This is a genomic window from Bacillus sp. SRL543, assembly GCF_984799205.1.
In genome coordinates, this window is the sequence record NZ_OZ481794.1 from 3,119,748 (window position 1) to 3,146,184 (window position 26,437).

Sequence of the window (26,437 nt, forward strand, 5' to 3'; positions counted from 1 at the left end):
ATCGGATGGCTTACTATACTTTAAGAGGCCTCGCGGCGGGCTCTTCCTCAAAATGGTCTGTGACAGCCCCCCTGGAAGCGGATGAAACGAGTCTTGTATACTTTGCCAGGGCTCCGCGGGCCAAAAGCGGCGGCGGACTCCAGGATTTCCTGCGCTCGTCCAGCTCAGCAGGAGAGATATCCACTTCAAGTGTTTGTTCGGTGCTGTCAATTGTAATCATATCACCGGTCTGTATGAGTGCGATCGGCCCGCCTACCTGGGCTTCCGGTGCAATATGGCCGACCACAAGGCCGTGGGTCCCTCCCGAGAAACGCCCGTCTGTTAGCAGGGCCACGCTTTCGCCGAGCCCTTTTCCTACGAGGATGCCCGAAATGGAAAGCATTTCAGGCATACCAGGCCCTCCTTTCGGCCCTTCATACCTGATTACCAGTACATCACCGGTCTGGATGTCCCCCCTCAGTACAGCATCTGTAGCAGACTCCTCATCATCAAACACTTTGGCAGGCCCTGTGTGTCTTGTGACCTTCAGTCCTGATACCTTCGCTACGGCGCCTTCCGGGGCAAGATTGCCTTTCAGGACTACGAGCGGCCCGTTTTCCCTGAGAGGGGCATTGAGCGGGTATATGACCTTTTGGCCATCTTTCAGGTCTTCTGCTTCTTCCAGATTTTCAGCGAGTGTCTTCCCTGTGACAGTCAGGCATTCGCCGTGAAGGAGCCCTTCCCTCAATAGCATTTTCATTACGGCACTGACCCCTCCTGCTTCATGGAGATTCTGCATGACATATTTTCCGCTTGGCTTCAAATCGGCAATATGGGGAACCGTTTTCTGCAGCCGGTTAAAGTCCTCCAGGGAAAGGTCCACTTCAGCGGAGTGGGCAATGGCCATCAAATGGAGGATGGCATTTGTCGAGCCGCCCAAGGCCATCACGACGGTAATCGCATTCTCAAATGCTTCCTTCGTAAGGATGTCCCTTGGTCTGATATCCTGCTCCAGGAGGCGATAGACCGCCTTTCCTGCTTCATGGCAATCCTGCCGTTTTTCATCCGTTTCTGCCGGATTGGAGGAACTGCCCGGAAGGCTCATCCCCAGTGCTTCAATGGCGCTCGCCATCGTGTTGGCAGTGTACATTCCGCCGCAGGAGCCGGCCCCCGGACATGCATGGCATTCAATCTCATTGAGACCGGCTTTATCGATGGCCCCGCCGCTGAACTGCCCTACCCCTTCAAAAACTGACACAATATCGATATCCTGCCCCTGCAGCTTGCCAGGCTTGATCGTTCCGCCATACACAAATACGGCGGGCAGGTCCATCCTTGCAATGGCCATTAAGCAGCCAGGCATATTTTTGTCGCAGCCCCCGATCGCCACGAAACCGTCCAGGCTTTCCCCGCCGACAACCGTTTCGATGGAGTCCGCAATCAGGTCGCGGCTTGGAAGGGAATATCTCATGCCCTCCGTCCCCATAGAGATGCCGTCAGATACAGTAATCGTATTGAACACAAGCGGGGCACCCCCTGCTTCCCTTGCACCATCCTTCGCCTTGTAGGCAAGTTCATTGATATGTATATTGCACGGAGTCACTTCGCTCCATGTGCTGGCAATGCCGATCATCGGCTTCTTGAAATCTTCATCGGTAAATCCCACTGCCCGAAGCATGGCGCGGTTTGGCGCCCGCCTTTCATCGTCGCTGATTACATGGCTTTTTATCCTAAGATCTCTTCCCAATTATAAGCCCTCCTGAAAGATTTTCTTTTCAATATAGAGGACTTTTTCAGCAATTGCAATAATTTTCACAAAATTTAATGAATTTTTAATGCTAAAAAGCAAGCAAGCTTTAAAGTGAAGCGGTAATATTCGAAGAAAAAGGCTCTGTTAGTGCTGCATGTGCTGAAAGGCGTGTGAAACTGAGATTCATACGAAGGAGCCCAAAATCAACAACAATGTTTAACACAGACCCCCAAAAAACAGAAAGGGTCCCGAACGCTTCCGTTCCGGACCCTTTTCTGGACAATAAGCTGATTTTATAAACATTGTCAGCTGCTTTGGTTTCTTGCCTCGGTCATCTGTTTCCAGACAGATCCCTTGGCCTCTTCACCCTGTTCTATCCGTTCAATGGCCATCTTGATTTGCATGCTGACTTCAAATTCAGGATCTTCTTCCGCATTCTTTAATGCCCGGAGCGCCTTTTCTGTACCTGCTTCATAAAGGAACATGGCTGCACGCCAGCGGACAAGCTTGCTTGTATCCTGGAGGGCATCTATCATTGCTTCCTCTGCTTCAGCAAAGCCAAGATCTGATAGACAGTCGCCCGCTGTTCTCCTTACTGTTACACTTTTATCCTTAAGTGCTTTATATAGATATGGAAGAACACTTTTGTCCTCGATCATTCCCAGATAGACGGCTGCCAGCCTGCGGATTGACGCCTTCTCATCTTCCAGCGCCTTTTCCAGTACTGGATAATCCTCCATCCCCGGATCTTCCATCTGTTCCATCAGCTGATAGCGTATCCGCCAATCACTGCTGTCCAGATCCTCAGTCGACAGCTTCCTTTTTGTCCTTGCAGGCCTGCTGTCTGCAGCTGCGCCATGCTTGCCTTGCTCGATAAGGCTCTTCAGCCTGCTTTCAGGATAAGCTGCCAGCAATTCTTCTAGAATGTCCTGACCGACCTGGTCCATATCTCCGTACCTGACACCAAATTCTTTCCACTTTCTGCTCATGACAACATTATCATCAGGCTGCTGCACATCACGGACTGCCTGCACATAAGCTTCCGGCAGTCCAAAGCGCTTCTCTTCAGTTCCGTCAGCCAGTTTGATCTGCATCGGGATATCTTTGTACATCTGCACCTGGACTTTTACCTCGCCGTAATGTTCATTGAGGGCTGCCTCGCCGCCTGATTCTTCCGCTTCCTCTCCGAATGCCTTACGCACCTGAGGGAGAAGCTCTTTCCAGTCAAATTTTGCATTGCGTTCAACCGCAAGGAAATCTGCTACATGGTATACCCCTTTGATTCCTTCTATCTGCAGGATATCCAAAACAACCTTTGGCGCTCCATCTGTCTTGTCCTTTTTATAATTATTGCTTTTGCCCATAGGCAATTCTTCATCAAGGATGATTTTCATCGTATTCGGGCTTGGTGTAGGCTCAATTGATTTTATTTTCAATGATGGTTCCTCCTTATGATTCGATAGAATTTTGTTTCATCTTAACATATGGGACCAGCCCATTGCCGGCCCTCTGCTTGCTCTCAGCTCTCCGCAAGCTCGGCCAGATAGCTCCATCTTTCAATAAGCTCTTCAAGCTCCTCATTCAATCGTGCTTCTTCCTCGAGAAGTTCATTTGCCTTCATAAAATCGCTGCCCGTTTCTGCCATCTCACCGGCAATTTCCTCAAGGCGCTTTTCGGCAGCGGCAATCTTTCCGTCGATGCTTTCCCACTCTCTCTGCTCATTGTAAGACATGCGCTTTTTCTTCGGCATTGCCTCCTGCTTTGGTTTAGCTTCCTGTTTCACGCTCTTTGGTTTTGCCTGCTGCGGCTGGCTCTCAATATACTCTGTATAGTTTCCATAGTAAGAGCCGATTCTGCCGCCTCCTTCGAGAATGAGCAGCTGCTCTGCCACTTTATCAAGAAAATAGCGGTCATGGGAAACAGTTATGACCACACCTGCAAAATCGTCAAGATAGTCTTCAAGTACGGTCAGTGTCTGTGTATCCAGATCATTCGTCGGCTCATCCAGCAAAAGGACATTCGGCTCCGACAGAAGAATCTTCAAAAGATAAAGCCTTCGCTTTTCCCCGCCGGAAAGCTTTCTGATTGGTGTTCCATGTGTGCTTGACGGGAAAAGGAAGCGCTCGAGCATCTGTGCTGCAGAAATCGTTTTGCCATCAGAGGTGTGGACGATCTCGGCTGTCTCCTTCAAATACTCAATCATTCTTTTGTTTTCGTCCATGTCTTCGCTTTCCTGCGTATAATAAGCTACTTTGACTGTCTGGCCGATGATCCGATCACCTGAATCCAGGGGAATTTTACCGGCAAGTATATTCAGAAGCGTGGACTTTCCTGTACCGTTTCTGCCGATGATCCCGATTCTGTCGCCAGGCTTGACCAATAAGCTGAAATCGTCGAGCACAACTGTTCCGCCAAGCTCTTTAGAAGCATCTTTCAGCTCGAAAACCTGCTTTCCGAGCCTGCTTCCGGATAAAGACATATCGAGCTTTTCCGATGCTTTGACAGCAGACAGGGTGTCCTCCAGCTGATCAAACCGCTGTATCCTTGCTTTTTGCTTCGTGGTCCTGGCTTTTGCGCCCCTTCTGATCCATTCAAGTTCCCTGCGGAAAAGATTTTTCTGCTTTTCAATAGTAGCGGCCTCATTTTCCTCCCTGACGGCCTTCGCTTCAAGGAAAGCGGCATAATTGCCTTTATAGCTGTAGAGGCTTCCTCCATCCAGTTCAAACATTCTGTTGGTGACCCGGTCGAGAAAATAACGGTCATGCGTGACCAGCAGGAGCGCGCCATTGAATCGGCTAAGATATTCTTCCAGCCACTTGACGGTTTCATAATCAAGATGGTTGGTCGGCTCATCAAGAATTAGAAGATCCGGAGATTGGATCAGCACCTGTGCAAGGGCAACCCTCTTCTTCTGCCCTCCGGAAAGCTCCCCGATTTTCCTGCTGTATTCCTCGATGCCGAGCTTGCTTAAGATCGCCTTCGCGCTGGCATCCGCTTCCCAGCCATCCAGCTCATCCATTCTTTTCTGAAGAGCAAAAAGCTTTTCCTGGAGTCCGGTGTCCTCAGGAGAATCTCCGAGGCCCGCCATAATATGTTCATATTCCCTCAGCAGGCGGAATATCGGCGCATCCCCTTCAAATACCTGCTCAAGCACTGTCAGCCCCGGATCCAGCTCAGGCTTCTGTTCAGAGTAAGACACTTTATAATCTTTCGGGCATACAATCTCCCCTGAATCCGGAACATCGACACCAGCCACGATCTTCAGCAAAGAAGACTTTCCAGTTCCGTTAACGCCGATCAGCCCTGCCCTTTCTTTTTCGTTTATCGTGAAAGAAACATTCCGGAAGAGCTGCTTTTCCCCGTAAGATTTTGATAAGTTTTCAATTGAAATCATTTTCATGCCTGACCATTCCATTCCCTGTAAAATTCATTTAAGTATGCTAGCATAAATTCATGGCGCTGTTTTGCCATCTTTTTTGCTGTATCTGTATTCAGAAGATTGCTGAGTTTCAGCAGTTTTTCATAAAAATGATGGATGGAGGAGGTTTGCCCTTTACGGTAATCCTCCACAGTCATTTCTTCCCTGGCAGAGAGCGCCGGGTCATAAAGGGGATGCCCTTTCATGCCGCCATAGGCAAATGTCCGTGCAATCCCGATTGCGCCAATGGCATCGAGCCTGTCTGCATCCTGGACAATCTTTGCCTCAGGAGATTCAGCTTTCAGGCCTGAGCCTCCTTTGAAGGAAACAGCGGCGATGACCTCTTCCAGCTGCTTTTGAAGGCCGAAATCAATCCCAGCATCTGCAAAAAAGCTGCGGAGCCTTTCCCATCCCTGCTCCTCACCGGCATTCAGCTTAGCATCGGGAATGTCATGCAAAAGGGCCGCCATTTCAATGATGAAAGCATCTCCCCGTTTTTCCTGACTCTGTATATATAACGCATTTTTCCTGACTCTATCTATATGATGCCAGTCATGCCCTGAAGCATCCCGGCCAAGCTCAGCGCGGACATACCGCTCTGCCTGCGAAATTATCTTATCCATTGAAAACGCACCTCTTTCCTGCTGAAGCTTATTTTATCATGAAAAGGGGCAGGATGTTTCTTCTCAGCTATATCTGTCTTTTTCTGAGCAAAATATCAAAAGAAAAAACCTTGCTGCTGTGCAAGGCTTTCTGCATACTGATTTATTTCAGCCCGTTGAACCAGCTGAACCCGATGGTATTTTCCCCGGCATGAACCCCGATTGTGGCCCCAAGAGGGAAAGCGCTGAACTCGATTTCCTGGAAGCTGGCCCTAAGATCTGCCATCCATTCCTTTGCCTCTCCGTCATATAAGCCATACAGGATGAATACCTCCCTGAAACCATGCTGTTCATAGGCTTCCTTCAGCAGGGCCTTCATCCGTTCTTTAGCTTTCCTGATGCTCCTTGCCTTTTCCTTTATGCTAAGTGCCCCGCCGGTTATGGCAATGATAGGCTTAATGTTCAATAGACTGCCAAAATAAAATTGCAGCCCTGTCATCCTGCCGCTGCGATGAAGCTGCTCGAGGCTCCCGACAAGGACTAATGTCTCCGATGTGGATCCGATTTCCTCGATCCTCCGGGCTGCTTCGCTGCCCGCGGTCCCTGATTCTGTCAAAAGCATCCCTTCCTTTATCAGCCTCGTCAAAGGGTACGATAAGATGCCCGAATCGACTGTATAGACAGGTATGTTCACCAGCTGTGCTGCCTGCTGGCTGGATGAAACAGTCCCGCTGAGCTTCGCCGATACAAGGACAGCCACGATAGAATCATAGCTTTCTTCAAGCTCTTCAAAAAGAGCCTGAAAAGAGCCCACAGAAGGCTGTGAGGTCTTTGGAGGCGAAGAAAGTGTCTTCAGCCGCCTGAACAGGTCTTCAGCACTTATGGTCCTCCCCTCTATATACTCCTGGCCATCCATGATGATTGTCATCGGTACAACATAGACATCCGGGTGCGCCGCTAATTCTTCATCCAGGCATGCTGTGCTGTCGGTAACCCATGCCACTTTTCCCATCAGGTTTCCTCCTTGCCGTAATTATGTACTGGTTATTTCTGTTATAAACGGCTATCCCTATAGAAGGGATAGCCGCACACTTTTATTCTTCCGGCAAAAATGCCGCTATTTTCGGAAAGAGCTTTAAGGCATTCTGGTAAAATACCTTTTCATGATGCTCTTCCGGGATAAGATTTTTGATAAACTCAATATATGGAGCTATAGGGATCAAGGGCCAGTCGGTCCCAAAGATCAATTTATCATACGAATCTGCGAATTCAATTGCATGGCGCAGATGGTCGAGGAACCGCCCTCCGCTCCTTTTCTTCAGCTCTTCTTCCGTACCCACTATCAGTCCTGAGAGATCAGCGTATACGTTCGGATTCTTATAAATGATCTCAGCTCCAGTCAGGGTCCAGGGATCACCGAAATGAGCCATCATGAAATTGACATTCCGATGCCTGACTGCCACTTCATCGATGGCAAGAGGGTGTGAGTACTTCAGCAGCCCTCTTTCTGAATAAGTGTCGCCAGTATGGAAGACAACCGGCACACTGTATTTTTCAGCAAGCTTATAGACTGGTTCATATACTTCATCGTAAGCGTAAAAAGGATAATAGCCCAGATAGATTTTAAATCCGACAGTCCCGGGGCGCTGAATCACGTCTTCCAGCCTTTCAAGCGCCTCAGAATCCATATTGAAAGGGTTAATGCCGGCGCAGGCCACTAACATGTCAGGCTGGGATTCAGCCAGGTCCAGCATCATCGGCGTCCTTGCATCATGGTCCGGAAAACCCATACCGTCTGTTTCACCAAGGCCCATGCCGATTCCGAGCAAGACACCCGCATCCCGGTACTCCGCCGCGATCCCTTTATAAGAATAATCAACAAACGAAAGGTCCCTTGCTGTTTCATAAAAAGATGTAATTTGTGAAAAGTGCATATGTGCGTCTATTATTTTCATTCTGTCTCCTCATTGCTGAAACTGATTTTCTGCAGCCTATCCAGCAGCTTCCCGGACAAATCCCTGCTGTCAAACAGCATGAATACCGGTTTCGTCCGGCTATCCTGCCCTCCGGCGCTGAATGGCTGCCTTGATATAAGCTGGCATGCCTCTTTGTTCATATATGCCTCATTATGGTCAGCCATGCTGTTTGTCACCATATACAGCTTTTCTTCTGCATGTGTGCTGCAGATGGATGAGCCATTCCCCAAAAAGAGAACATTCTCGTCCTTTCCTGCTGTATAAAAGCCATTCTCACCTGCTCCGTCCGGCCTGATAGAAAGATCTTCAAGCTTTCCGCCCTTCAGGAAAGCATCACTGACAGCATACTCACCAGCAAGTAGCTTGCCGCCCGCTTCCTCTATCCGGAGAAATGATGCGATCAATGGTACACCTGGGAGCATGAGATAATATTGTGAAAATACAAGTCCCTGCCATACAGGATGCTCCCCAAGCCTTGTTGTAATCTTGAGTCCCTGCCACGAATTTCCTGAACTATCCAGAACCGCAGCTGCCTCCGCCTCTGTCTGGCCTTTCAGGATAGAGAAAACATTCAGCTTAGAAGGGATTGTCTTCATTCCACCGCCCCAGGGATTCCACCAGCCTTTTGCCTGCAGTGAAGGGAAGGAGTGGTCCAGCCATTTTCTCCCGTTCACTGAGATGGAAAACAGTCCGGGATAGAAGCCTGGAGCCGATTTGATTTCCACTGGGCCGTTTACTGCTTTTGCCACTTTTAATCCGGCTTCCTCTTCCGATGTTACTTGCACCTTTCCACCAGCCTTCAGGACGATGCTATCGATCTTTTCGCAGCTGCTGCCTTCCTCAAGAACTGCAGACACAATGCTGATTCCTGCTTTTTCCCCCATTGCAATGCTGGTTTTATAAACTTTCCCGCCTTCAATCATGATCTCTTCAGAAGCTTTGACACTGCCATCAACTGAAATGGAGAGCTTCCCTTCGAATGGCTGGAGCCTGCGGCTGTTCAAAGTCAGATCTGCTGTAAATTTATCATCACAGCCGAATACAGAAGTGATGTTCATCTCCTTCTCAGGAGCTGTACTCTTTTTATCAGCTGAAGGGGAGCAGGATGCAAATGCTGCGAATTCTTCCCATGACCGGAAGGCTCCTATTGATAGATAAAGAGGTTCGAGGACCGCCTTTTCTTTCGCCCGGATCTCACCGGTTTGGAATTCAATTGAAAGCTGCCAATTATCCGGCACAGCCTTGGCGCTTTCCGGCCAGGCAAGCCCTACCGGTTCCCCTCCTTGTCCTGCGAAATACCAACTTCCTGACAGAGAGCTAAAGTTGACATCTCCGTACAGAAGCTCCTTCATATCTGAAAACGCAACAGCCTCCCCATCCAGCGGAAACACCATCTCCCGGCCTTCATGGTACATGGACTGGCTGACATACAGCCCTTCCACAGGCTCTTCCCTGCCATTTTCACATTCCATCCACCTCTTTACAAGTCCTTCAGCATAAAGGGAGGTAAAGATGCTAAGCTTAATTCCAGGCATATTCTCCGAAAGAAATTCCAGCTTATGAGTTACAGCTGCCCCATCTTTATACCACTCTGCAGATACAGGCTTCTTTTTGGTGAATTCTGCGGTATACGGTTTTCCCAGTTTCGGCTGGAAGAACGAGAATGGCTGATCCAGATTCCCGCTTCGGCCGGCTTTCACAGTATAGTCCCGCTTTCTGATATTCACCTGGCTGTTTCCATTGAAGATTTGCCAGTATTCCTCTGTTTCGCCGCCAAATTGGCTTCCAAAACCCTTCAGTGCCAGGCCGGCTTTCTTTTCAAATTGGAATCGGCTTCCCTTTGAACCAGCTAGAGACATCTGCAGAAGGTGCTCAGAAAAACCATGCTTCTTTACCTTACACGGGAGGAAAAAGCTTTTCCGCTCTTTCGGTTTTAAATCAAGCACAATTTCTTTTTGTTCTGGAATGAGATTCTCTGTTTCCGGAAAATGGATCTGCACTTTTGCATCTTCCGGCAGATTATTTTTAACCTCGACAGCAACCTCTGCCTGTTTTCCCTGGTAGCTCAGATGTCCTAGAAGCGAGGCATTGACATCAGCCGGCTTTTTAGGATGGATGCCCAGCCTCAGTGAACAGTTCCGGCCATTTATGGACAAGTCCACTTCAGCAGATGGGTGTGTCTTCCAGGAGTCAGGCGCTTCTCCTTCGCTGATGTCCAGCACTCCTGTGATGACCTCTTCGCCAGAGACCATCAGGGATTCTGTTAAGCTGCATTTCACGCGCCCGCTGTCCTTCCCGGCTGCTTCAACCGCAAGCGGATTTCCGGATTTATTGACAACCCTCAATGAAATGGACTCCTTCCGCCCCTCAATGAGCTGGTGCCCGTTCAATACGAGTTCAGCCAGGAATTCATCTGTTTCAATCAGGCGCATGCCCCTTCCTGAACGTTCAAATTGGACTCTTGCACGAGTTCCCTCATGTTCCCACTCATAATCATAATAAGTGAAGCCATTTTCGTTTTTCCCATCAGGTTTCACTTCAATTACCCTGGAGCTTGAGCTGTACCAGTCCAGCTTTTCAAAAACAGGCTTTAAAAGCGGCGTATTCAAGACAGCGGGAATGAAGTTCATCAAGTGAGTGGAGTCGTCTCTGTCCTCCCAGAAGAATCCGCATTTTTTGTACAATGGCACAGCTTTTGTATTGCCGGGCCAGGTATACAGGTCCAGGCGCGGCCACCCAAGCTCCACTGTCTTTTCAAGTGCCTCAAGAACAAGGAGCTTGCCGATTTTTCTGCCATGATAATCCGGCCGCACATTCAGGAGAGGAATATAAAGCGCTCCTTCATCTTCCTTATATTCTGAAAGTCCGCAATAGCCCACGACCTCTTCCCCATCCAGGGCGATATACAGCTCGATATTATCCGAGTTTTCCTCTTTTGTCTTTACTTGCTCCCCTGTCATCACCCTGTTGTCGCCGCCCCAGCTTTCCCGGCTCATATTCCACATCTTCGCAATAGCATCCGCCAATCCAGGCTGGTAGCGGACCACCTGTATCTTATTCATCACCTTTTCCATGTCTCTTCCTCCTCGATTCTTAACTACGTGCCCTCCATCTTATCGCTCAATTGAATTTGTATTTTTCCTGCTTTGTCCATTTTCTTTTCCTCCTTTAATCAGGGCAGTCATTTGCATCGGTGGAACATTTTGGCATGCCCATTATTATCGTATTAGGTAAGAGAATTAAAGTAAAGATAATTCTAAATTTTTAAAACGCCAAAAATGGACATAAGAAAAGCCCTGCCGAAGCAGAGCCTTTCTTATGTCCGATTTTCAGACTGCAAGCTTTATTTTGCCAATTCTTTTTCAATATCGCCGAGTATTTCTTTCGGGTTTGTATTGGGAGAATACCGCTTGACGACTTCCCCTTTTTTGTTGACAAGGAATTTGGTGAAATTCCATTTGACAGCTTTCATGCCAAGCATGCCAGGCGCCTCTTCAGTTAAATATTGAAAAATTGGATCGGCATTCTTCCCGTTGACATCCACCTTCGCAAACATCGGGAATGACACCCCATAATTCAGCTGGCAGAACTGCTGGATTTCCTCGTTGCTGCCCGGGTCCTGGTTCATGAATTGATTGCAGGGAAATCCAAGGATTTCAAGCCCTTCCCTATGAAGGTTATCATAGATTTCCTGAAGCTCCTTGAACTGCGGTGTAAAGCCGCATTTGCTGGCTGTATTGACAATGAGAAGCACATCCCCCTCAAACTCCCTCAGCGGGACATCCGAGCCATCTGCTTTCATTGCATTAAATTGATATATAGACATCATTGCACCTCCTGCTATTATCGTAATCACGATCAGCCTATAATGCCAGTTTAAACTCTTGTTTAAGAGAGCACATCCTCAAGCTCCCTCAGGCATTCGGCCATATGATCGGACAGAAGTGCAAGATCATCAATCTGGTCTTCATAAATGAGTCTGCCAAAAGAGATTTCCGTCGTATTCTGCACAGTGTCCGGCTTTTGCAAGGGATCATAAGACACCGTTTGGCGGATGGTTCTATTTTCTCCCCAAATGGCCTTCATCAGTCTGTCAATCCCGGCTGTCTGTCCCGGCTCATTCTTTTGGCTGAAAGAAAACCGGATGCTGATCATGCAGCCCGAGAGCTTTTCAGAAAGGAGGGCAGGATGAAGCTCAGCCGCCAGATTTTCGAGCGCCGCTTCCATGATGAAGGTGCATGAAGCTTTGACGTATTCCCTGTCCTGAAACGTTATTTCAAATTTCCTCGAAAGCTTGGCTGTATTGATCAGTTCGTTGCGGTCTAAGATGATGATTTGACCGGCAAGGTCCTTATCATACAAAAGGCCCTCCATGACGATCTTCATATTTTCAAACGCAGTAGGGTCAAACAAGCAGAACCCCCCTTTTAAAATAAACCAACAGCATTACCGTTCTCATCCACATCCATTTTCAAAGCAGCAGGAGCTTTCGGAAGTCCCGGCATTGTCATGACATCTCCCGTAAGGGCTACGATGAAACCTGCCCCGATGGACGGTTTCAGCTCGCGGACATTTACTGTGAACCCTTCCGGCCTTCCCAGCTTTGCCGGATCATCTGATAGAGAATACTGTGTTTTAGCCATGCAGACCGGAAGCCGGCCCCATCCGAAGCTTTCAAAGTCAGCAAGCTGCTTCTTGGCTTTGCCTGTGAATTCTACATCAGCTCCCCCATATACTTTCTGGACGATTGTCCTGATTTTCTCTTCAAGCGGATCTGACAGACTGTATAACGGAGCAAAGCTGCTTTCCTTCTTGTCAATAAGCTTCAGAACGGTCTCAGCCAATGCAAGTCCGCCTTCGCCGCCCTTTTCCCACACTTCTGTAAGGGCAGCAGGGAAGCCTTCTTTCTCACAGAGTTCAAGCAGTGTGCTCACTTCCAGATCTGTATCTGTTACAAATTTATTTATGGCCACAGTGAATGGAAGGCCGAAACTCTTAATCGTTTCAGCGTGCTTCTTCAGGTTGGCGAACCCTTCTGCCAATGCAGCGGCATTTTCCTCTGCAAGATCATTTTTCTTTACTCCGCCATGCATCTTAAGCGCCCTGATTGTGGCTACGATTACCACGGCTTCAGGCTGGATTTCCGCATTTCTTGTTTTGATATGGAGGAATTTCTCCGCACCAAGATCTGCACCGAACCCAGCCTCTGTAACCACATAATCGGCCAGCTTTGAAGCAGCTGTTGTAGCGGCTGCGCTGTTGCAGCCATGGGCGATATTGGCGAAAGGCCCTCCATGCACCAGGGCCGGTGTATGTTCAATCGTCTGGACCAGATTCGGCTTTATGGCATCTTTTAAAAGCAGGGCAAGTGCGCCTTCTGCACCTAAATCGCCAGCTGTTACAGGTTCTTTCTGGCCATTATAGGCGATGACCATCCTGGAAAGCCTCAGCTTCAAATCTGCCAGATCGGATGCCAGGCATAAAACGGCCATGATTTCCGAAGCTACCGTAATATCAAATCCATCTTCCCTCGGCACTCCCTGCATGGGGCCTCCAAGGCCGACAATCACCTTTCTGAGCGCCCGGTCATTCAAATCGACTGCCCGCTTCCAGACAATCCTCCGCTGGTCGATACCCAGTTCATTTCCCTGCTGAAGATGGTTATCAATCAAGGCAGAGAGCGCATTATTGGCTGAAGTAATGGCATGGAGATCCCCCGTGAAATGAAGATTGATATCCTCCATAGGCAGAACCTGGGCATATCCGCCGCCAGTGGCGCCGCCCTTAATCCCCATAGTCGGTCCAAGGGAAGGCTCGCGCATCGCTATCACCGTTTTCTTTCCGAGCCTTGTCAGTGCATCCCCAAGGCCAACAGTCACCGTTGACTTCCCCTCTCCAGCCGGAGTTGGATTGATGGCTGTTACAAGAATGACTTTACCGGACTCTTTTGTCTGCAGCTTTTTTACTGCCTCATAAGAGAGCTTGGCCTTGTGCTTTCCGTAAAGCTCCAAATCATCTTCATCCAGTCCGATCCCGGCTGCGATTTCTTTGATCGGTTTCAGTTCTGATTCTTGTGCGATTTCAATATCTGACTTCACCTTTGGTTTCACGTTCATTCTTGTCCCCCCGAAATATGCAAAGTTTCCTTCTATATTGTACCACCGCGTCTTATAATAAGTGATAGAATTTTAAATAATGGAACTTTTGCCCGGCATTGCTTCACAGTGCCGTTTGCTTTTATAATTAGATAATTGAATATTCCAACAAGGAGGAAGGCCCGTGCCTATTTGTATCCCGCCTCTGCTGCCTGCCCGTGAAATCCTGGAGAAAGAAAATATCTTTATTATGGATGACAGCCGGGCAAGGAAGCAGGACATACGTCCGCTTAATATCATCATCTTGAATCTGATGCCTGAAAAAGAAAAAACAGAGGCGCAGCTTTTGAGGCTTCTTGGCAATACACCGCTTCAAGTGAATATATCGTTCCTCAAAACTGCCACACATGAATCAAAAAATACGAGCGAACTGCATCTTGAGCAGTTTTATACCACTTTTCCAGAGATCAGGAATCAAAAATTCGATGGGATGATTATTACCGGGGCGCCGATTGAGATGCTGGGTTTCGAGGAAGTCGATTATTGGGAAGAACTGACTGGGATCATGGATTGGGCTCAGCAGAATGTGACCTCATCCATGCATATCTGCTGGGGTGCGCAGGCTGCGCTTTATCATTATTATGGAATCGGCAAGGAAATCCTCCCGCGGAAATGCTCGGGAGTATACTCCCATACCGTTTGCGATCCTTCCATAAAGCTGCTGAGAGGCTTTGATGACCATTTCCTTGCTCCGCATTCAAGGAACACAGACGTTTCAATTGCAAAAATAAACGAGAATCCGTCCCTGAAGCTTTTGTCGGTTTCAGACGAAGCCGGTGCATTCATCATCAGTTCAAAGGATGGCAGAAGAATCATGGTCACCGGCCATCTGGAATATGAATCACGAACCCTGGCTGATGAATATGAGAGGGACCAGGCAAGGGGGCTGGTCCCAGACCTGCCATTGCACTATTTCCCTGAAGACAACCCTGCGCTGCCTCCAAAGAACAGATGGAGGTCCCACGCACATCTGCTTTTCTCAAACTGGCTGAATTATTATGTCTATCAGGAAACACCATATGAATGGTAACGTCTGTTTTCAGAAAAAATAACAAAATGGCTGCACTCTTAGAGGCAGCCATTTTAATTTTATGGTTTCATTCAGCTTTGCTGGCTATAGTAGACTTCCTCAAACGGCTGCACCACAACAAACCCGCTGCCCGAGAATTTCATTTGGATTGATTCCCCGCTTCCTCTCCCAAGGAATGTCTTAAAGGATATATCAGTCACAAACTCCGGCTGAAGGGTGCCTGACCAGGCTACTGTCGCATTTGGATCTGTGTACACTGGATTATCCGGTGTGACTAGCAATGTCAGCGGCTCATAGTGGGATGTGATTGCAACCATGCCGCGCCCTTCCAGGCGGACATTGAAAAGCCCGCCTGCCATCATGCCGGCAATCCTTTTCATGAGTTTGATATCCCAGTCTATGCCGGGTTCAAATGCCAGCAAATCATTTCCGTTCACAAAGATCGATTCCCCCCCGAGGTTCAGGATGGAAATCTTTTTACCCTGGTCTGCCAGATAGAGCTTGCCATTCCCGGTCGCTTTCATAAGGGATGTCCCTTCACCTGTCAGCGCCTTTTTGAACATTTTACCTAAGCCATGCTCCAGGATCCCTTCTCTTTCAAACTTGATGCTCCCCCTGTATGAAACCATGGCTCCTGATTTTGCCCATATCTGATTTGTCAGGTTGATTTCAAGCATCCTCGGTGTTTCAAGCTCAAACAGGCCTTCCCCTTTATCCTGCTGTTTTGTCTGGTTCACGAATTCTTCGATTGAATATCTGCTCATTCTATTACTCTCCTCTTATTTATCATTTTTGATCATGAATACCCACATAAACGACAAAGCCTGCTGCAGTTCTTCTGTTAAAGAGCCTTTGGGAATCTGTTCAGCACTTCTTTTATAAACGCCGAACCCGGATATCCTGCTCCAGCCGTTTTCACTGGCAAGCCTTTCAAACTCCCACGGCAACATCGTATTGCAGACTGCCTTCTTGCCGTAAAGCCTTTCATAGCTGTTTTCCCTAGGCTTAGCAGTGGGTCCTAAAATCCCGACGCACGCAAATCCTCCCGGCCTGACCACCCTCTGCATTTCCCGGAGGACTCCAAGGGGGCTCTCTGTCCATTCAAGCGAATTAATCGCCAGCACTGCATCGAAGGCATCATCAGAAATATCTAAAGACGAAATATCAGTTTTAATAAAACTTGCATCATTTCCTTCATTAACCTTGATGGCTTTATGTATCATTTCCTCTGAAACATCTGCCCCTGTTACTTTATAGCCGGCACTTGCAAGCTTTAGAGTGCCGTAGCCATCGCCGCAGCCAAGGTCGCAAACCGCAGAGCCGGCAGGAACATGCCTGCTGAAAAAGCCTGCAATTTCCTTCCGGCTGCCTGATTCCCACATCTCCCTGCTCTGCCGGCTCCAGGAGCCGGATTTTTCATCCCAAAGCCTTTCCGCTTCAGCGGCCCAATTAAATTCCATATTGATGATCCCTCACTTTTATTACGGATATAATTTAAAAAGGTTTCATTCTTGTATTTCTATAAGGGCACCTGGTAATCCTTTGTACTAAGGAAATTAAAGGAGGGGCTATACATGCAGCCGGAAAAATTAATTGCCGTCCAAAGAAACCACCAGGGTGAGATCATGTCTTTCCAGACCTCGGGAGGGCGCATCATATCATTGAGAAAAGCATTAATGGAAGCAGAGGAAGGGCTCATCGAACTTGCAGAGGCGGAACACAGCCTGATGGAAGCGGATGTTAATACAGTGAATCTGTTAGAGGATTTTCCGAGCTTTGGTTAGTTAAAACAACCTGCGGATGGGAGTACACCCCTGTTGACCAGGTTTAAGGAGAGAATATATGTAACAGGAAATCTGATGTAAACATAATTCTTAAGCCCTGTTGATTGGAGTGGAAGGCACGCAGACTCCTGCGGGATTGCAGCGGAAATGTTGAGACCCCACAGCGCGGAGCGCGAGGAGGCTCAACTTCGCCCCGCGGAAAGCGAAGTGCCTGGAACGCAAATCAACAGACTCCATTTATAAGCAAAACCTCAAATCATTGCAAGTAAAGACAAAAAAGCGGCAAGGTATACTCTCATACCTTGCCGCTTTTTTGTCTTTATCCTTCAGTCTGCTCATTTTTCCTGGCGATTTCACGGAGCGAATCCACTCTGCCCTGATCTTCTTCAAAGAACTGGACAAGATCACCCACACGGTCAATCGCGTCCCAGCTCAAATGATGTTCTATTCCTTCTACATCTTCGTAAATATTCTCTTCTTTCACGCCGATGATCCTTAGCAGCTGTTCCAGAAGTTCGTGGCGGTATACCAGCCTTTTGCCGATTTTCTTGCCTTTTGGCGTCAGAATCAGTCCTCTGTATTTTTCATAAACAAGATATTCATCTTTATCGAGCTTCTGCACCATCTTAGTAACAGAAGATGGGTGTACTGACAAAGCTTCGGCGATATCGGATACACGTGCATAACCTTTATCTTCTATCAGTATGTATATTTGTTCTATATAATCTTCCATGCTTGGAGTAGGCATCCGATAACCTCCTAAGTATTAAAACCAGCTTCGTGCCGGACATATAAGACGCCCGGTTCCAGCTTCATTGCTATTATCTGTTAAAAATCGTCCACCGGCCCATGCTTTCCTGCAAACATAGAGGTCCATCATGCAGCTCAGTAAAAATTGTCCAATAAAAATTTTACTATAGATGGAGGGGACAAACAAGTCAGGCAAGGAAAACATCAGGGAGAAGCTGATGCTCCTCCCCTGCATTCATTGCTGATTCATGGTGTTCTCAAAGACGAAGTTAAGCCTGCCTTCTCCCCATTGGAGCCTGGCCTGAAATTCCTTTTCGCCTTTTTTGAACCCTTTGATAAGATCCGTCTGCCCATCTTTCAAAAGCTTGCGGATATTCGCCTGGCTGACAGTCTTTCCAAGCACTTTTTTGGATATGGTGAAACGGCAGTCAGAAGCTTTATAATTCGCACAGCCATAAAAAGTTCCTTTGTCGACAACATCGCCGCCGCAAAGCTTGCATTTGCCGACCTTCGTGCCAGCACCGCCCCTTTTGCCTTTCTTCCCGGGCCTTCTATCCTTGAATTCCTCCAGGTCATATCCATCAAAGCTCCACTGGGCACTCTGTTCAGTCGCATCATTGATAAGCTTGATTGACAGCTTCTTCGCCTGCTCCATGAATTCTTTGGGAGATGCTGCACCCTCGCCGATTTCATTCAGGCGCTGCTCCCATTTGGCAGTCATTTCAGGAGAACCCAGCAGGCTGGACCCGATTGAGTCGATCAGCAGCTTTCCTTTATTCGTTGCATACACCTGATTCTTGCGGACATCAATATACATCCGGTCCTTAAGAATGCCAATGATGCCCGCTCGCGTCGCTTCAGTGCCAAGCCCTTCTGTCTGGTTCATCACCTTAACAAGATCAGAATCCTCCAAATGCCTGCCGGCAGTTTTCATCAAAGTGATAAGCTGCCCCTCGGTATACCGCTTTGGCGGCTGCGTCTTGCTCTCTTTTACCTCAGCATCCTGAACGATCCCTTTTTCGCCGGATTCCAGGGAAGGAAGATCCTGCTCATCTTCATCTTTTGATTCGCTTTTCTTTTTACTGTACAGGACCTTCCTCCAGCCTTCCTGGATCATTTCCTTACCCTTCGACAGAAAAGCTGCCCTCTCGTCCGCCAGCGTATGAATCGTTGTATAATCAAAGACGGCTTTTTCATAATGTGCGGCGATCAGCCTTTTTACAATAAGCTCATAAATCCTCGCTTCATCAGCACCCATTTTTCCAGGGTCTGCTGCCTGTTCTGTCGGTATGATGGCATAGTGATCTGTCACCTTTTTTTCATTCACATACCTTTTATTATCTAGGATGGATGAAACAGGAAGCGGGAAATAAGCTTTAAATGCATCCATATTCGAAAGCTTTTCAAGTGTTTCAGGAAAAGCACCCGCTTCCTCTTTCGTGACAAAGCTCGAATCTGACCGCGGATACGAAATGATTCCTTTTACATACAGCTTCTGGGCGATTTCCAACGTTTTTTGCGGGGAGTATTTAAATAGTTTATTTGCTTCAGCCTGCAGGGATGATAGATTGAATAAGTAAGGAGGCAGAAATTCCTTTCTTTCTTTGTCGATCGATTCGATCCTGGCATCCTTTCCTGCTGCAAACTGCTGAATTTTTCTGGCCATCCCCTCATTGTCCAGACGGGAATTGCCATCCTTATGCCATTTCCCTTTATAAACCTTCCCTTCCATATTGAAAGTCGCGGTAACTTCCCAGAAAGGCTCTGATTTAAAGCTCTCGATTTCCTTTTCTCTTTTTACAATCAGGGCGAGGGTCGGGGTCTGCACCCTCCCGGTTGAAAACACATCCTGGATTCCTTTTTGCTGAAGCAGCAGGGTGTATGCCCTGGAGGCATTCATGCCGACGAGCCAGTCGGCGCATGCCCTGCTCAATGCCTCATAATAGATATTTCTGGTCTTCGACTCATCGAGGAGATTTTCGAAGCCATTCAAAACCGATTTGGCGGTGAGCGAGGATATCCAAAGACGCTTCATCGGCTTTTTGCTGCCGCACTGTGACAGAATTACGCGGATAATCGCTTCCCCTTCTCTCTCCGCGTCACCAGCGATGATAATTTCATTGACTTCTTTATGATGGACCAATTCTTTAATGACTTTGAACTGCTTCCATTTTGACTTGGAAACCCGGTGCTTGAATTGCTCGGGAAGGATCGGGAGTGTGCTTAAAGACCACTTTTTCCACTTTGGGTCATATTCCTCGGGGGGGACCAGTTCGCATAAATGGCCGATGGCCCAAGTCATGAAAGCTCCATCCGGGAATAGCTGGTTCGGCGCAATCTCCAGATAGCCTTCTTTTTTCCTAGATGAAAACGGGGCAGCAAGCTTCATTCCCTGATCGGGCTTTTCTGCAATAATCAGCTTCATTTTGATTCTCCTTGCTCGGGACTGCGCAAGTCCAATTTGATTAATGTGTTGCTTTACCCAAACGGCAGCGGGGCCCGAAAAAAAGATTATACATGATTCCAGGCTTTTCCGGCACCATTTAACTCCTGGCAGATTGGACCAGGCGCTTTTTTCAGAGTTGATTGGAAAGGGGGATTTCTTTGGGGTGAATACCTTGAGGAAAGCTGCAGTGCCTATAGCTTAAGGCAGCAGAAAAAAGCGCCTTTCTCGGCGCTTCTTCTATTATACTATTAATATTTCTTTCTTAAAAGCTTCTTGTAGAACCGCTGTCCTCAGGACCATGATCATTCCGCTGTATGGACCCGCATGCTGTTCCGCTTTTTCATTATATACCCCTTTGTTGGGGACAGCAGAAAAACCAGTGCAAAGATTATTCCATTGGCAGCTGCCATGCTTCCGGAAATCGAGGCATTCAGCCAGCTGGCAGCGAAATATCCGCTGACAGCCGCAGCCGCCCCGATCAGCGCGCTATATAAAAGCATGGTCCCAAGCCTGTCTGTCAGCAGGTAGGCTGATGCTCCAGGTGCGATCAGCATGGCCACGACAAGGACTGCCCCGACGCTGTCGAAGGAAGCCACAGTCGTAATTGATACCATCCCCATAAGCAGGTAGTGTATGAACAGGACGGGAATCCCTATCGCTGCTGCCATCTGGGGATCAAAAGATGTAAGTTTGAATTCCTTATAGAAAAGCCCGATCAGCAGCAGATTAAACAGCAGCACACCACTAAGCATCAGAAATGCCTTCGGGACTTCAGGCAGCGCTCCGATCTGGACGAGATCCCAGGGAACAAAAGCAATCTCACCCATAAGCGCATGGTCGACATCCAGATGGACATTTTCCGCAAAAAGCGATACCAGGATAACACCTACAGCAAACAGGAAGGTAAACACAACACCGATCGAGGCATCCTCCTGCACGCCGCTGCTGTTAAAGGTCTGGACAAGGAAGGCTGTCGCCAGCCCTGTTGCCGCTGCACCAATGAGCATATAAAATCCGTTCATGCTTTGGCTGACCAGAAAAGCAAGGACGATTCCGAGGAGCACTGTATGGCTGATGGCATCGGCCAGCATGGAGAGCTTTCTTAATATTAGAAAGCATCCTGTGATGGCACAGGTGATTCCCGCCAGTGATCCTACTGCCAGTATCCAAAATTCATAGCTCATAGATTCTCTCTCCTTTCAGGGAGGGGGAAGGGAGAAAGGGCAGGCATCATATTATACTGCCACAGCAGCCCTTCCGCTCTTTTGGCAAGCGGATCGGACGGTCTTTCAATCAGCTTTTCAGCAAGTGCCTCTTTCTGGTCCTCATTGAATTCTTCACTGTGCATCAGGAACAGCTCATTGATGCGGCCTTTGAGAGTCAGGACATAGCCCTCCAGTATGCCCTTATCCGAGAGCATCCAGCCCCCAGGGGTTCTTACGGTCAGCTGCTCTCTATATAAATCATTCAGCAGCCTGGCTGTATGGGATTTCGAGAAAGCCAGCTCTTCAGAAATAAGATGTTCCCCAATGATCAGCTTTTCTTTTCCCGTCTCCCTGAATTCAGCCTCTGTTAATTTATACAGCGCTCTCAGGACCTGGCTTCTCTTCGTCTGCCTGTTAAAAACGATCCTCTTTGAAAGCTTGGTAAGCAGGCCTCTCTGCGGGGCAGCCAGGACTGAGAACAGAAATAGAGCAGTCGCGGTAACCACGATGAACGGCCCGGTCGCCAGCCCCTGCCCGAGCGTGCTCAAGAGGGTTCCTATCATTCCGGAAACAGCACCGAATAATCCTGAAATGACAATCATCTTTCCGAGCGAATCTGTCCAATACCTCGCAGCAACGCTTGGAGTGATCAGCATGGCTGCCATAAGGATGACACCAACTGCCTGAATCCCGATCACAACGGCGCCAGCCAGCAGGGTCAGGAACATAAAGTTCAGCCAGCCGGCAGGAAGGCCGAGCCCCCTCGCAAAATCAGGATCGAAAGTCAGGACCTTCAGCTCTTTAAAAAACAGCACAGTCACTACAATGAGCACGGCAGAAGCCCCTGCCATCAGCTTTACATCACCGCCTACCATGGAAGCGGCCTGCCCGAAGATAAAATCATCCAGCCCGCTCTTATTGCCTGCAGGTGATTGGGATATCTTTGTAAGCAGGACAATCCCGAATCCGAAAAATACAGACAATACCAGGCAAATCGCGCTATCCTCTTTTAGAATTGAGCTGGACGTGATGAATTGGATGCAATAGGCGGCCAGCAGACCTGTGATAGCCGCCCCGATAAGAAGGGCAGGCAGTGATTTTTCACCTGTGAGCATAAAAGCAATGCATATCCCCGGCAATGCTGCATGTGCAACCGCATCCCCGATCAAGCTTTGTTTTCTTAAAAGCGCAATGCTTCCAAGCACTCCGCTGGCCACCCCAAGCAGCATTGTACCGAACAGGACCCACTGTGTATTCGCGTTGCCCAGGATTTGGATTAGTTCTTTCATACAAGACACCTCACCTTTGCTCGACCATCACTTGGCCCTTTTCCAGAAAAGCCAGCTTGCCGCCATATGTCTTATGCAGGTTTTCCATCGTAAATGTTTCGTCTGCCGGGCCGTGGGCGATGGTCCTCATATTAAGCAGAATGACAGAATCAAAATATTCTTTTACCGTCTGGAGGTCATGATGGACGACCAGCACCGTTTTCCCCTGCTCCTTCAATTCATTCAGCAGGCTGATGATAGCCCTTTCTGTAGCGGCATCCACACCGACAAATGGTTCATCCATGAAATAGATGCTTGCATCCTGTGCAAGCGCCCTTGCAAGGAAGACCCTCTGCTGCTGGCCGCCTGACAGCTGGCTGATCTGCCTGTGCTGAAAAGATTCCATTCCTACTTTCCGGAGGCATTCCCTCGCCGCTTCCACATCCGCTTTTTTTGGACGCTTGAACCATCCGACATGGCCGTAGCGCCCCATCAGGACAACATCAAGGGCATCCGTTGGAAAATCCCAGTCGACTGTACCCCTTTGCGGCACATATCCAACGAGCCTGTCTTTTGGCCGGTATTCTTTGCCGAAAACCTTTATTTCCCCCGAAGCTCTTGGTATCAGGCCAAGTATGGCTTTAATAAGCGTTGATTTTCCGGCTCCATTCGGCCCGATGATCCCTACCAGGCTTCCTTCACCAACCGAAAAGCTTACATCGGCCAGTACCGGCTTCTTCTGATATGCGACTGTCAGATTTTTTATATCTACTGAATTCATGGTCTTTCCCCCTATTTCAGCGCTTTTGCAATAATTTCGACATTATGCCTATACATTCCCAGATAGGTTCCTTTTTCTGTCCCTTCCTCCCCCATTGCGTCAGAGTACAGCTCTCCTCCAATGGAAACGGTATGGCCTTTTTTCTTTGCGCCTTCGATGACGGCATTTATCGATCTTTCCGAGATGCTCGATTCAACGAAAACTGCTTTTATATTGCGTGAGACCAGTGTATCGACAAGTGCCTGAACATCGCCGAGTCCATATTCGGCATCAGTGCTCAGCCCTTGAAGGCCCATCACTTCCATATCGTATGCTCTTCCAAAATAGCCAAAAGCATCATGTGCTGTAACCAGCACCCTTTGTTCTTCAGGAATCCCTGACATCTCGTTTTCAGCAAAAATTTTAAGATCATCCATTTCTGCAAAATAGGCATCTGCATTTTCCCGGTAATATTGTTCATTATCTGGATCTGCTTTGATTAGTCCTTCTTCTGCCTTTTCGAGAGCGGTTTTCCATAAATCAATATCAAACCAAACGTGCGGATCATGGGCATTGCTGCCTTCTGCAGTCAAAAGCTTCTCTTCTTCTATAGATTCAGCGATGGCGTATGTCGGCTTCTGTTCATTCATTTTTTCAAAGATATCGAGCATCTTCCCTTCCAGGTGCAGCCCGCTGTAAAAAATGATGTCCGCTTCCTGAAGTTTCTCCATATCTCCCTGTGTGGCTTTATAGAGGTGGGGATCTGTGCCCGGTCCCATCAGACTGTGGACTTCCGCCTTTTCCCCCGCTATGATTTTCACTGCATCGGCTATCTGCCCGATCGTTGTGGTGACATAAAGCTTCTCTCCATCTCCTTCACTTTCTGCTGTCTTCTCAGAGCATCCTGCCAGGGCTATCAAGCTAAAAACAAATACTGACATCATCCACTTTTTCAATCCAGACACCTCTTCCTTGTTTTTTCTTCATCCTCAGTCTTAAATTGTATGCACCTCTTTTAGTGATGTGCACACTTTTTACTCACAACTATAAATTTTACTCACAATCACAAATGTTTCTCTTGGTAAACATTTTAACCTCAGTATAATATTTGTCAATCCGTTTAACCAAAAAAAATAAACCGGCTGCGCCGGTTTATGGTTGATAAGGCTTTATTGACAAATTGCACTGGGTATACCATCTTTCCTTTGGGACAACATGGGATACAGTGAGTATCAGGGACGGTATTTTCTCTAGAGTAAATATGATCATGCCGATTTGTTCATCTATGATAGAAAAAGAATCGCCGTGTGAACTTTGCACAAATGTTTCCCCAAGCTGTATGAGTGAACTAAGGATAGCCTGCTTGATTTCAGGCCCTGCCTCGACATTCGGGGAAAATCTTAATATCCATTCCTCGTTCCCTATTAAGAACCTGTACATCCTCTCACCTTTTTCTTTGTTTTTCAGCAGCCTCCGCGTTACTCGAGTGTAAGTCAGCTGTTTTATAATCTATGAGAAAAAGGGCTGAACATGACAAGCAATCTTCCATACTCATAAAATCCGGTCGATCTGCAGCTCCCCGCTGTATCTTAAATCGATGAGGCGATCTTCCGTCTGCACGAGGGCGGATAAAGGATCATACGGGTGGATCATCAGGATCCTCCCCTCTGACCGGTCCGTCAGCCTGACCCTTGACCCTGCCAGGCTGTTCATCAGGTTCTGGATAAAGATAAGCATGACGCCCGGTTCAAATGAACCGAATGCACCATCCTTCATTTTTCGCATGATCTGGTAAAAAGGCAGTGCTTCGTGGTAAATGCGCGAGGACGACATGGCATGGAAAACATCTGCTATTGCCGTGATCTTGGCCAGATGCTCTATTTCCGTCCCTCTCAGTCCAAGCGGATACCCCCGCCCATCTTCTCTTTCATGATGCTGGAGGACAATGAGAGCTGCTTTTGGACTGACAGCTTCCAAATCCCTAACCATTTCATACCCATAAACAGAATGAAGCTTCATTTCTTCATATTCTGATAAAGTAAGCTTGCCAGGCTTTGATAGAATTTCATCAGGAATCTTTATTTTGCCAATATCATGGAGGATGGAGCCTAGAAGCAAATCTTCCATCAGGGCTCCGCCAATACCGAGCCAGCGCCCGATCATCCCCGCGATCATACTGACACATACGGCATGGCTGGAGGTATATCTGTCTTTTCTATTAAGCTGATGAAACATATGGGACACACCGGGAATCTCCGCAAGTGTCCGAATGGCAGGCAGTATATCTTTTTTGATTGAAGTTATTCCAATCCCTTCCCCTAATCTTGCTCCGGCAAATATATCCTCAACCTGTTTCACGGCTTCATCAATAAGCGCAGCAGCTTTCCGCCTGCCTTCTTCATCCCTTGTGCCCAAAATCAACACCGGATCCCCAGGATTGTCTCTTTTCAGCTGCAAAAGAAGCCGGTCTATTTCTGCTGAAGTTAAAGGCCTCTTCCTGCCGAGTTCCGTTAAGGTTCTCACCATTTCACCCCGCCCGCAAAATCATTCTATTATTCTAATTTTAACAAAAACAGGAAACAGCACCAGCTTTTTTTCTTCATATTCTATTAATATAAAATATTCAAAAAATAATTGATATTTTTGTAGAAATTTCCGCATTATTCCTTGACTGGGATTTTCCCTTCGTGTATATTATAGACATCATTTAACAGAATAGTTTTCTGATTTTTCAATAACCGGTTAATTATTCTGCTGATGATAATATTTATTTCGACACAATCTGTGTCTTGAAAGGCTTAGGAGGAAAAGATCACATGCAAAACGGTAAAGTTAAATGGTTCAATAACGAAAAAGGTTTTGGTTTTATCGAAGTTGAAGGCGGAGACGATGTGTTCGTTCACTTCACTGCTATCCAAGGCGACGGCTTCAAGTCTTTGGAAGAAGGCCAGGAAGTTTCTTTCGAAATCGTTGAAGGAAACCGCGGACCTCAAGCAGCTAATGTTGTAAAACTTTAATCAGCACTTATAGATAATTGGCCCGTTGGAGACCAATTAAAAAAGGCTGGCATGCTGCCAGCCTTTTTTACATATGTAAATGAAAGCGGCGGCAGGCTGTTTCTAAGACAGCCTGCTGCCGCATTTTTTTAATTTTTCCCCGATTGTGCATTGAGTAATGCAAAATCGATGTGCAAACCGCTTGCCCTTTTCTTCCTTATGATGTTTGTGGAGAAAGCAGTCTTTGCAGAACTGTTCCATAAGCTCTTCCGTTTCTTTATAGATATCCTTCCGTTCCAACTCTTTCCTTCCTTTCCC

General features: G+C 47.7%; 23 protein-coding genes. 3 read left to right on the forward strand and 20 right to left on the reverse strand.

Going from position 1 to position 26,437, the window contains the following annotated elements; translation table 11 throughout:
• Nucleotides 1-13: 13 nt before the first annotated feature.
• From ilvD to AC4E8B_RS16030, 10 genes are all read right to left on the reverse strand, one after another.
• Nucleotides 14-1,726, reverse strand: coding sequence for a dihydroxy-acid dehydratase (ilvD, locus tag AC4E8B_RS15985; protein WP_490214343.1), 1,713 nt, complete (start codon nucleotides 1,724-1,726; stop codon nucleotides 14-16).
• Nucleotides 1,727-2,034: 308 nt separating this feature from the next.
• A complete protein-coding gene (locus AC4E8B_RS15990) occupies nucleotides 2,035-3,165 on the reverse strand; it encodes a conserved virulence factor C family protein (protein ID WP_490214344.1) in 1,131 nt (376 codons plus the stop codon).
• A gap of 83 nt (nucleotides 3,166-3,248) precedes the next feature.
• The gene (locus AC4E8B_RS15995) at nucleotides 3,249-5,129 is read right to left on the reverse strand and encodes an ABC-F family ATP-binding cassette domain-containing protein (RefSeq protein ID WP_490214345.1); all 1,881 of its coding nucleotides are present in this window, start codon (nucleotides 5,127-5,129) and stop codon (nucleotides 3,249-3,251) included.
• On the reverse strand, nucleotides 5,126-5,770 hold the full coding sequence (locus AC4E8B_RS16000; RefSeq protein ID WP_490214346.1) for an HD domain-containing protein: 645 nt from the start codon (nucleotides 5,768-5,770) through the stop codon (nucleotides 5,126-5,128). Before AC4E8B_RS16000 ends, AC4E8B_RS15995 begins: the two co-directional genes overlap by 4 nt.
• Before the next feature lie 142 nt (nucleotides 5,771-5,912).
• The gene (locus tag AC4E8B_RS16005; protein WP_490214347.1) at nucleotides 5,913-6,761 is read right to left on the reverse strand and encodes a DegV family protein; all 849 of its coding nucleotides are present in this window, start codon (nucleotides 6,759-6,761) and stop codon (nucleotides 5,913-5,915) included.
• Between the two features lie 82 nt (nucleotides 6,762-6,843).
• A complete protein-coding gene (locus tag AC4E8B_RS16010; RefSeq protein ID WP_490214348.1) occupies nucleotides 6,844-7,704 on the reverse strand; it encodes an amidohydrolase family protein in 861 nt (286 codons plus the stop codon).
• Nucleotides 7,701-10,799 carry a GNAT family N-acetyltransferase gene (locus tag AC4E8B_RS16015; protein WP_490214349.1) on the reverse strand — a complete coding sequence of 1,033 codons (3,099 nt, stop codon included), beginning with the start codon at nucleotides 10,797-10,799 and terminating at the stop codon, nucleotides 7,701-7,703. The genes AC4E8B_RS16010 and AC4E8B_RS16015 overlap by 4 nt, the downstream gene beginning before the upstream one ends.
• Nucleotides 10,800-11,068: 269 nt before the next feature.
• Nucleotides 11,069-11,551, reverse strand: coding sequence for a glutathione peroxidase (locus tag AC4E8B_RS16020; protein WP_490219725.1), 483 nt, complete (start codon nucleotides 11,549-11,551; stop codon nucleotides 11,069-11,071).
• Between the two features lie 62 nt (nucleotides 11,552-11,613).
• Nucleotides 11,614-12,138 (reverse strand): hypothetical protein, encoded by a 525-nt coding sequence (locus AC4E8B_RS16025; protein ID WP_490214350.1) that lies wholly within the window; start codon nucleotides 12,136-12,138, stop codon nucleotides 11,614-11,616.
• Between the two features lie 14 nt (nucleotides 12,139-12,152).
• Nucleotides 12,153-13,841, reverse strand: coding sequence for a formate--tetrahydrofolate ligase (locus AC4E8B_RS16030; RefSeq protein ID WP_490214351.1), 1,689 nt, complete (start codon nucleotides 13,839-13,841; stop codon nucleotides 12,153-12,155).
• 163 nt (nucleotides 13,842-14,004) lie between these two features.
• On the opposite strand from AC4E8B_RS16030, the gene metA reads away from it, so the two are divergent.
• On the forward strand, nucleotides 14,005-14,910 hold the full coding sequence (gene metA, locus AC4E8B_RS16035; RefSeq protein WP_490214352.1) for a homoserine O-acetyltransferase MetA: 906 nt from the start codon (nucleotides 14,005-14,007) through the stop codon (nucleotides 14,908-14,910).
• 71 nt (nucleotides 14,911-14,981) lie between these two features.
• Here metA and AC4E8B_RS16040 read toward each other — a convergent pair whose 3' ends face one another.
• Complete coding sequence (locus AC4E8B_RS16040; RefSeq protein WP_490214353.1) at nucleotides 14,982-15,674, reverse strand: AIM24 family protein; 693 nt, start codon at nucleotides 15,672-15,674, stop codon at nucleotides 14,982-14,984.
• 15 nt (nucleotides 15,675-15,689) lie between these two features.
• A complete protein-coding gene (locus AC4E8B_RS16045) occupies nucleotides 15,690-16,370 on the reverse strand; it encodes a class I SAM-dependent methyltransferase (protein WP_490214354.1) in 681 nt (226 codons plus the stop codon).
• A gap of 114 nt (nucleotides 16,371-16,484) precedes the next feature.
• On the opposite strand from AC4E8B_RS16045, the gene AC4E8B_RS16050 reads away from it, so the two are divergent.
• Nucleotides 16,485-16,694 carry a DUF3892 domain-containing protein gene (locus tag AC4E8B_RS16050; protein WP_490214355.1) on the forward strand — a complete coding sequence of 70 codons (210 nt, stop codon included), beginning with the start codon at nucleotides 16,485-16,487 and terminating at the stop codon, nucleotides 16,692-16,694.
• Between the two features lie 319 nt (nucleotides 16,695-17,013).
• Here AC4E8B_RS16050 and mntR read toward each other — a convergent pair whose 3' ends face one another.
• From mntR to AC4E8B_RS16085, 7 genes are all read right to left on the reverse strand, one after another.
• On the reverse strand, nucleotides 17,014-17,442 hold the full coding sequence (gene mntR / locus AC4E8B_RS16055; RefSeq protein WP_009791612.1) for a transcriptional regulator MntR: 429 nt from the start codon (nucleotides 17,440-17,442) through the stop codon (nucleotides 17,014-17,016).
• Nucleotides 17,443-17,679: 237 nt separating this feature from the next.
• On the reverse strand, nucleotides 17,680-19,869 hold the full coding sequence (locus tag AC4E8B_RS16060) for a DNA topoisomerase III (RefSeq protein WP_490214356.1): 2,190 nt from the start codon (nucleotides 19,867-19,869) through the stop codon (nucleotides 17,680-17,682).
• 323 nt (nucleotides 19,870-20,192) lie between these two features.
• Nucleotides 20,193-21,074, reverse strand: coding sequence for a metal ABC transporter permease (locus AC4E8B_RS16065; RefSeq protein ID WP_490214357.1), 882 nt, complete (start codon nucleotides 21,072-21,074; stop codon nucleotides 20,193-20,195).
• On the reverse strand, nucleotides 21,071-22,384 hold the full coding sequence (locus AC4E8B_RS16070) for a metal ABC transporter permease (protein ID WP_490214358.1): 1,314 nt from the start codon (nucleotides 22,382-22,384) through the stop codon (nucleotides 21,071-21,073). Before AC4E8B_RS16070 ends, AC4E8B_RS16065 begins: the two co-directional genes overlap by 4 nt.
• A 10-nt stretch (nucleotides 22,385-22,394) precedes the next feature.
• A complete protein-coding gene (locus tag AC4E8B_RS16075) occupies nucleotides 22,395-23,144 on the reverse strand; it encodes a metal ABC transporter ATP-binding protein (RefSeq protein WP_490214359.1) in 750 nt (249 codons plus the stop codon).
• An 11-nt stretch (nucleotides 23,145-23,155) separates the two neighbouring features.
• Nucleotides 23,156-24,079, reverse strand: coding sequence for a metal ABC transporter solute-binding protein, Zn/Mn family (locus tag AC4E8B_RS16080; protein ID WP_490214360.1), 924 nt, complete (start codon nucleotides 24,077-24,079; stop codon nucleotides 23,156-23,158).
• 595 nt (nucleotides 24,080-24,674) lie between these two features.
• Nucleotides 24,675-25,649, reverse strand: coding sequence for an HD-GYP domain-containing protein (locus tag AC4E8B_RS16085; RefSeq protein ID WP_490214361.1), 975 nt, complete (start codon nucleotides 25,647-25,649; stop codon nucleotides 24,675-24,677).
• A gap of 290 nt (nucleotides 25,650-25,939) precedes the next feature.
• On the opposite strand from AC4E8B_RS16085, the gene cspD reads away from it, so the two are divergent.
• A complete protein-coding gene (cspD, locus tag AC4E8B_RS16090; RefSeq protein WP_009791749.1) occupies nucleotides 25,940-26,140 on the forward strand; it encodes a cold-shock protein CspD in 201 nt (66 codons plus the stop codon).
• Between the two features lie 102 nt (nucleotides 26,141-26,242).
• Here the strand turns inward: cspD and AC4E8B_RS16095 are convergent, their stop codons facing one another.
• Nucleotides 26,243-26,419, reverse strand: coding sequence for a zinc-finger domain-containing protein (locus AC4E8B_RS16095; protein ID WP_490214362.1), 177 nt, complete (start codon nucleotides 26,417-26,419; stop codon nucleotides 26,243-26,245).
• Nucleotides 26,420-26,437 lie beyond the last annotated feature (18 nt).

Excerpts from the sequence above, each read along its gene's own strand:
- AC4E8B_RS15995 (WP_490214345.1), bottom strand. The coding sequence starts at position 5,129 with ATGAAAATGATTTCAATTGAAAACTTATCAAAATCTTACGGGGAAAAG.
- AC4E8B_RS16000 (WP_490214346.1), bottom strand. The coding sequence starts at position 5,770 with ATGGATAAGATAATTTCGCAGGCAGAGCGGTATGTCCGCGCTGAGCTT.
- AC4E8B_RS16005 (WP_490214347.1), bottom strand. The coding sequence starts at position 6,761 with ATGGGAAAAGTGGCATGGGTTACCGACAGCACAGCATGCCTGGATGAA.
- AC4E8B_RS16010 (WP_490214348.1), bottom strand. The coding sequence starts at position 7,704 with ATGAAAATAATAGACGCACATATGCACTTTTCACAAATTACATCTTTT.
- AC4E8B_RS16015 (WP_490214349.1), bottom strand. The coding sequence starts at position 10,799 with ATGGAAAAGGTGATGAATAAGATACAGGTGGTCCGCTACCAGCCTGGA.
- AC4E8B_RS16020 (WP_490219725.1), bottom strand. The coding sequence starts at position 11,551 with ATGTCTATATATCAATTTAATGCAATGAAAGCAGATGGCTCGGATGTC.
- AC4E8B_RS16030 (WP_490214351.1), bottom strand. The coding sequence starts at position 13,841 with ATGAACGTGAAACCAAAGGTGAAGTCAGATATTGAAATCGCACAAGAA.
- AC4E8B_RS16040 (WP_490214353.1), bottom strand. The coding sequence starts at position 15,674 with ATGAGCAGATATTCAATCGAAGAATTCGTGAACCAGACAAAACAGCAG.
- AC4E8B_RS16045 (WP_490214354.1), bottom strand. The coding sequence starts at position 16,370 with ATGGAATTTAATTGGGCCGCTGAAGCGGAAAGGCTTTGGGATGAAAAA.
- AC4E8B_RS16050 (WP_490214355.1), top strand. The coding sequence starts at position 16,485 with ATGCAGCCGGAAAAATTAATTGCCGTCCAAAGAAACCACCAGGGTGAG.
- mntR (WP_009791612.1), bottom strand. The coding sequence starts at position 17,442 with ATGCCTACTCCAAGCATGGAAGATTATATAGAACAAATATACATACTG.
- AC4E8B_RS16060 (WP_490214356.1), bottom strand. The coding sequence starts at position 19,869 with ATGAAGCTGATTATTGCAGAAAAGCCCGATCAGGGAATGAAGCTTGCT.
- AC4E8B_RS16065 (WP_490214357.1), bottom strand. The coding sequence starts at position 21,074 with ATGAGCTATGAATTTTGGATACTGGCAGTAGGATCACTGGCGGGAATC.
- AC4E8B_RS16070 (WP_490214358.1), bottom strand. The coding sequence starts at position 22,384 with ATGAAAGAACTAATCCAAATCCTGGGCAACGCGAATACACAGTGGGTC.
- AC4E8B_RS16075 (WP_490214359.1), bottom strand. The coding sequence starts at position 23,144 with ATGAATTCAGTAGATATAAAAAATCTGACAGTCGCATATCAGAAGAAG.
- AC4E8B_RS16085 (WP_490214361.1), bottom strand. The coding sequence starts at position 25,649 with ATGGTGAGAACCTTAACGGAACTCGGCAGGAAGAGGCCTTTAACTTCA.
- cspD (WP_009791749.1), top strand. The coding sequence starts at position 25,940 with ATGCAAAACGGTAAAGTTAAATGGTTCAATAACGAAAAAGGTTTTGGT.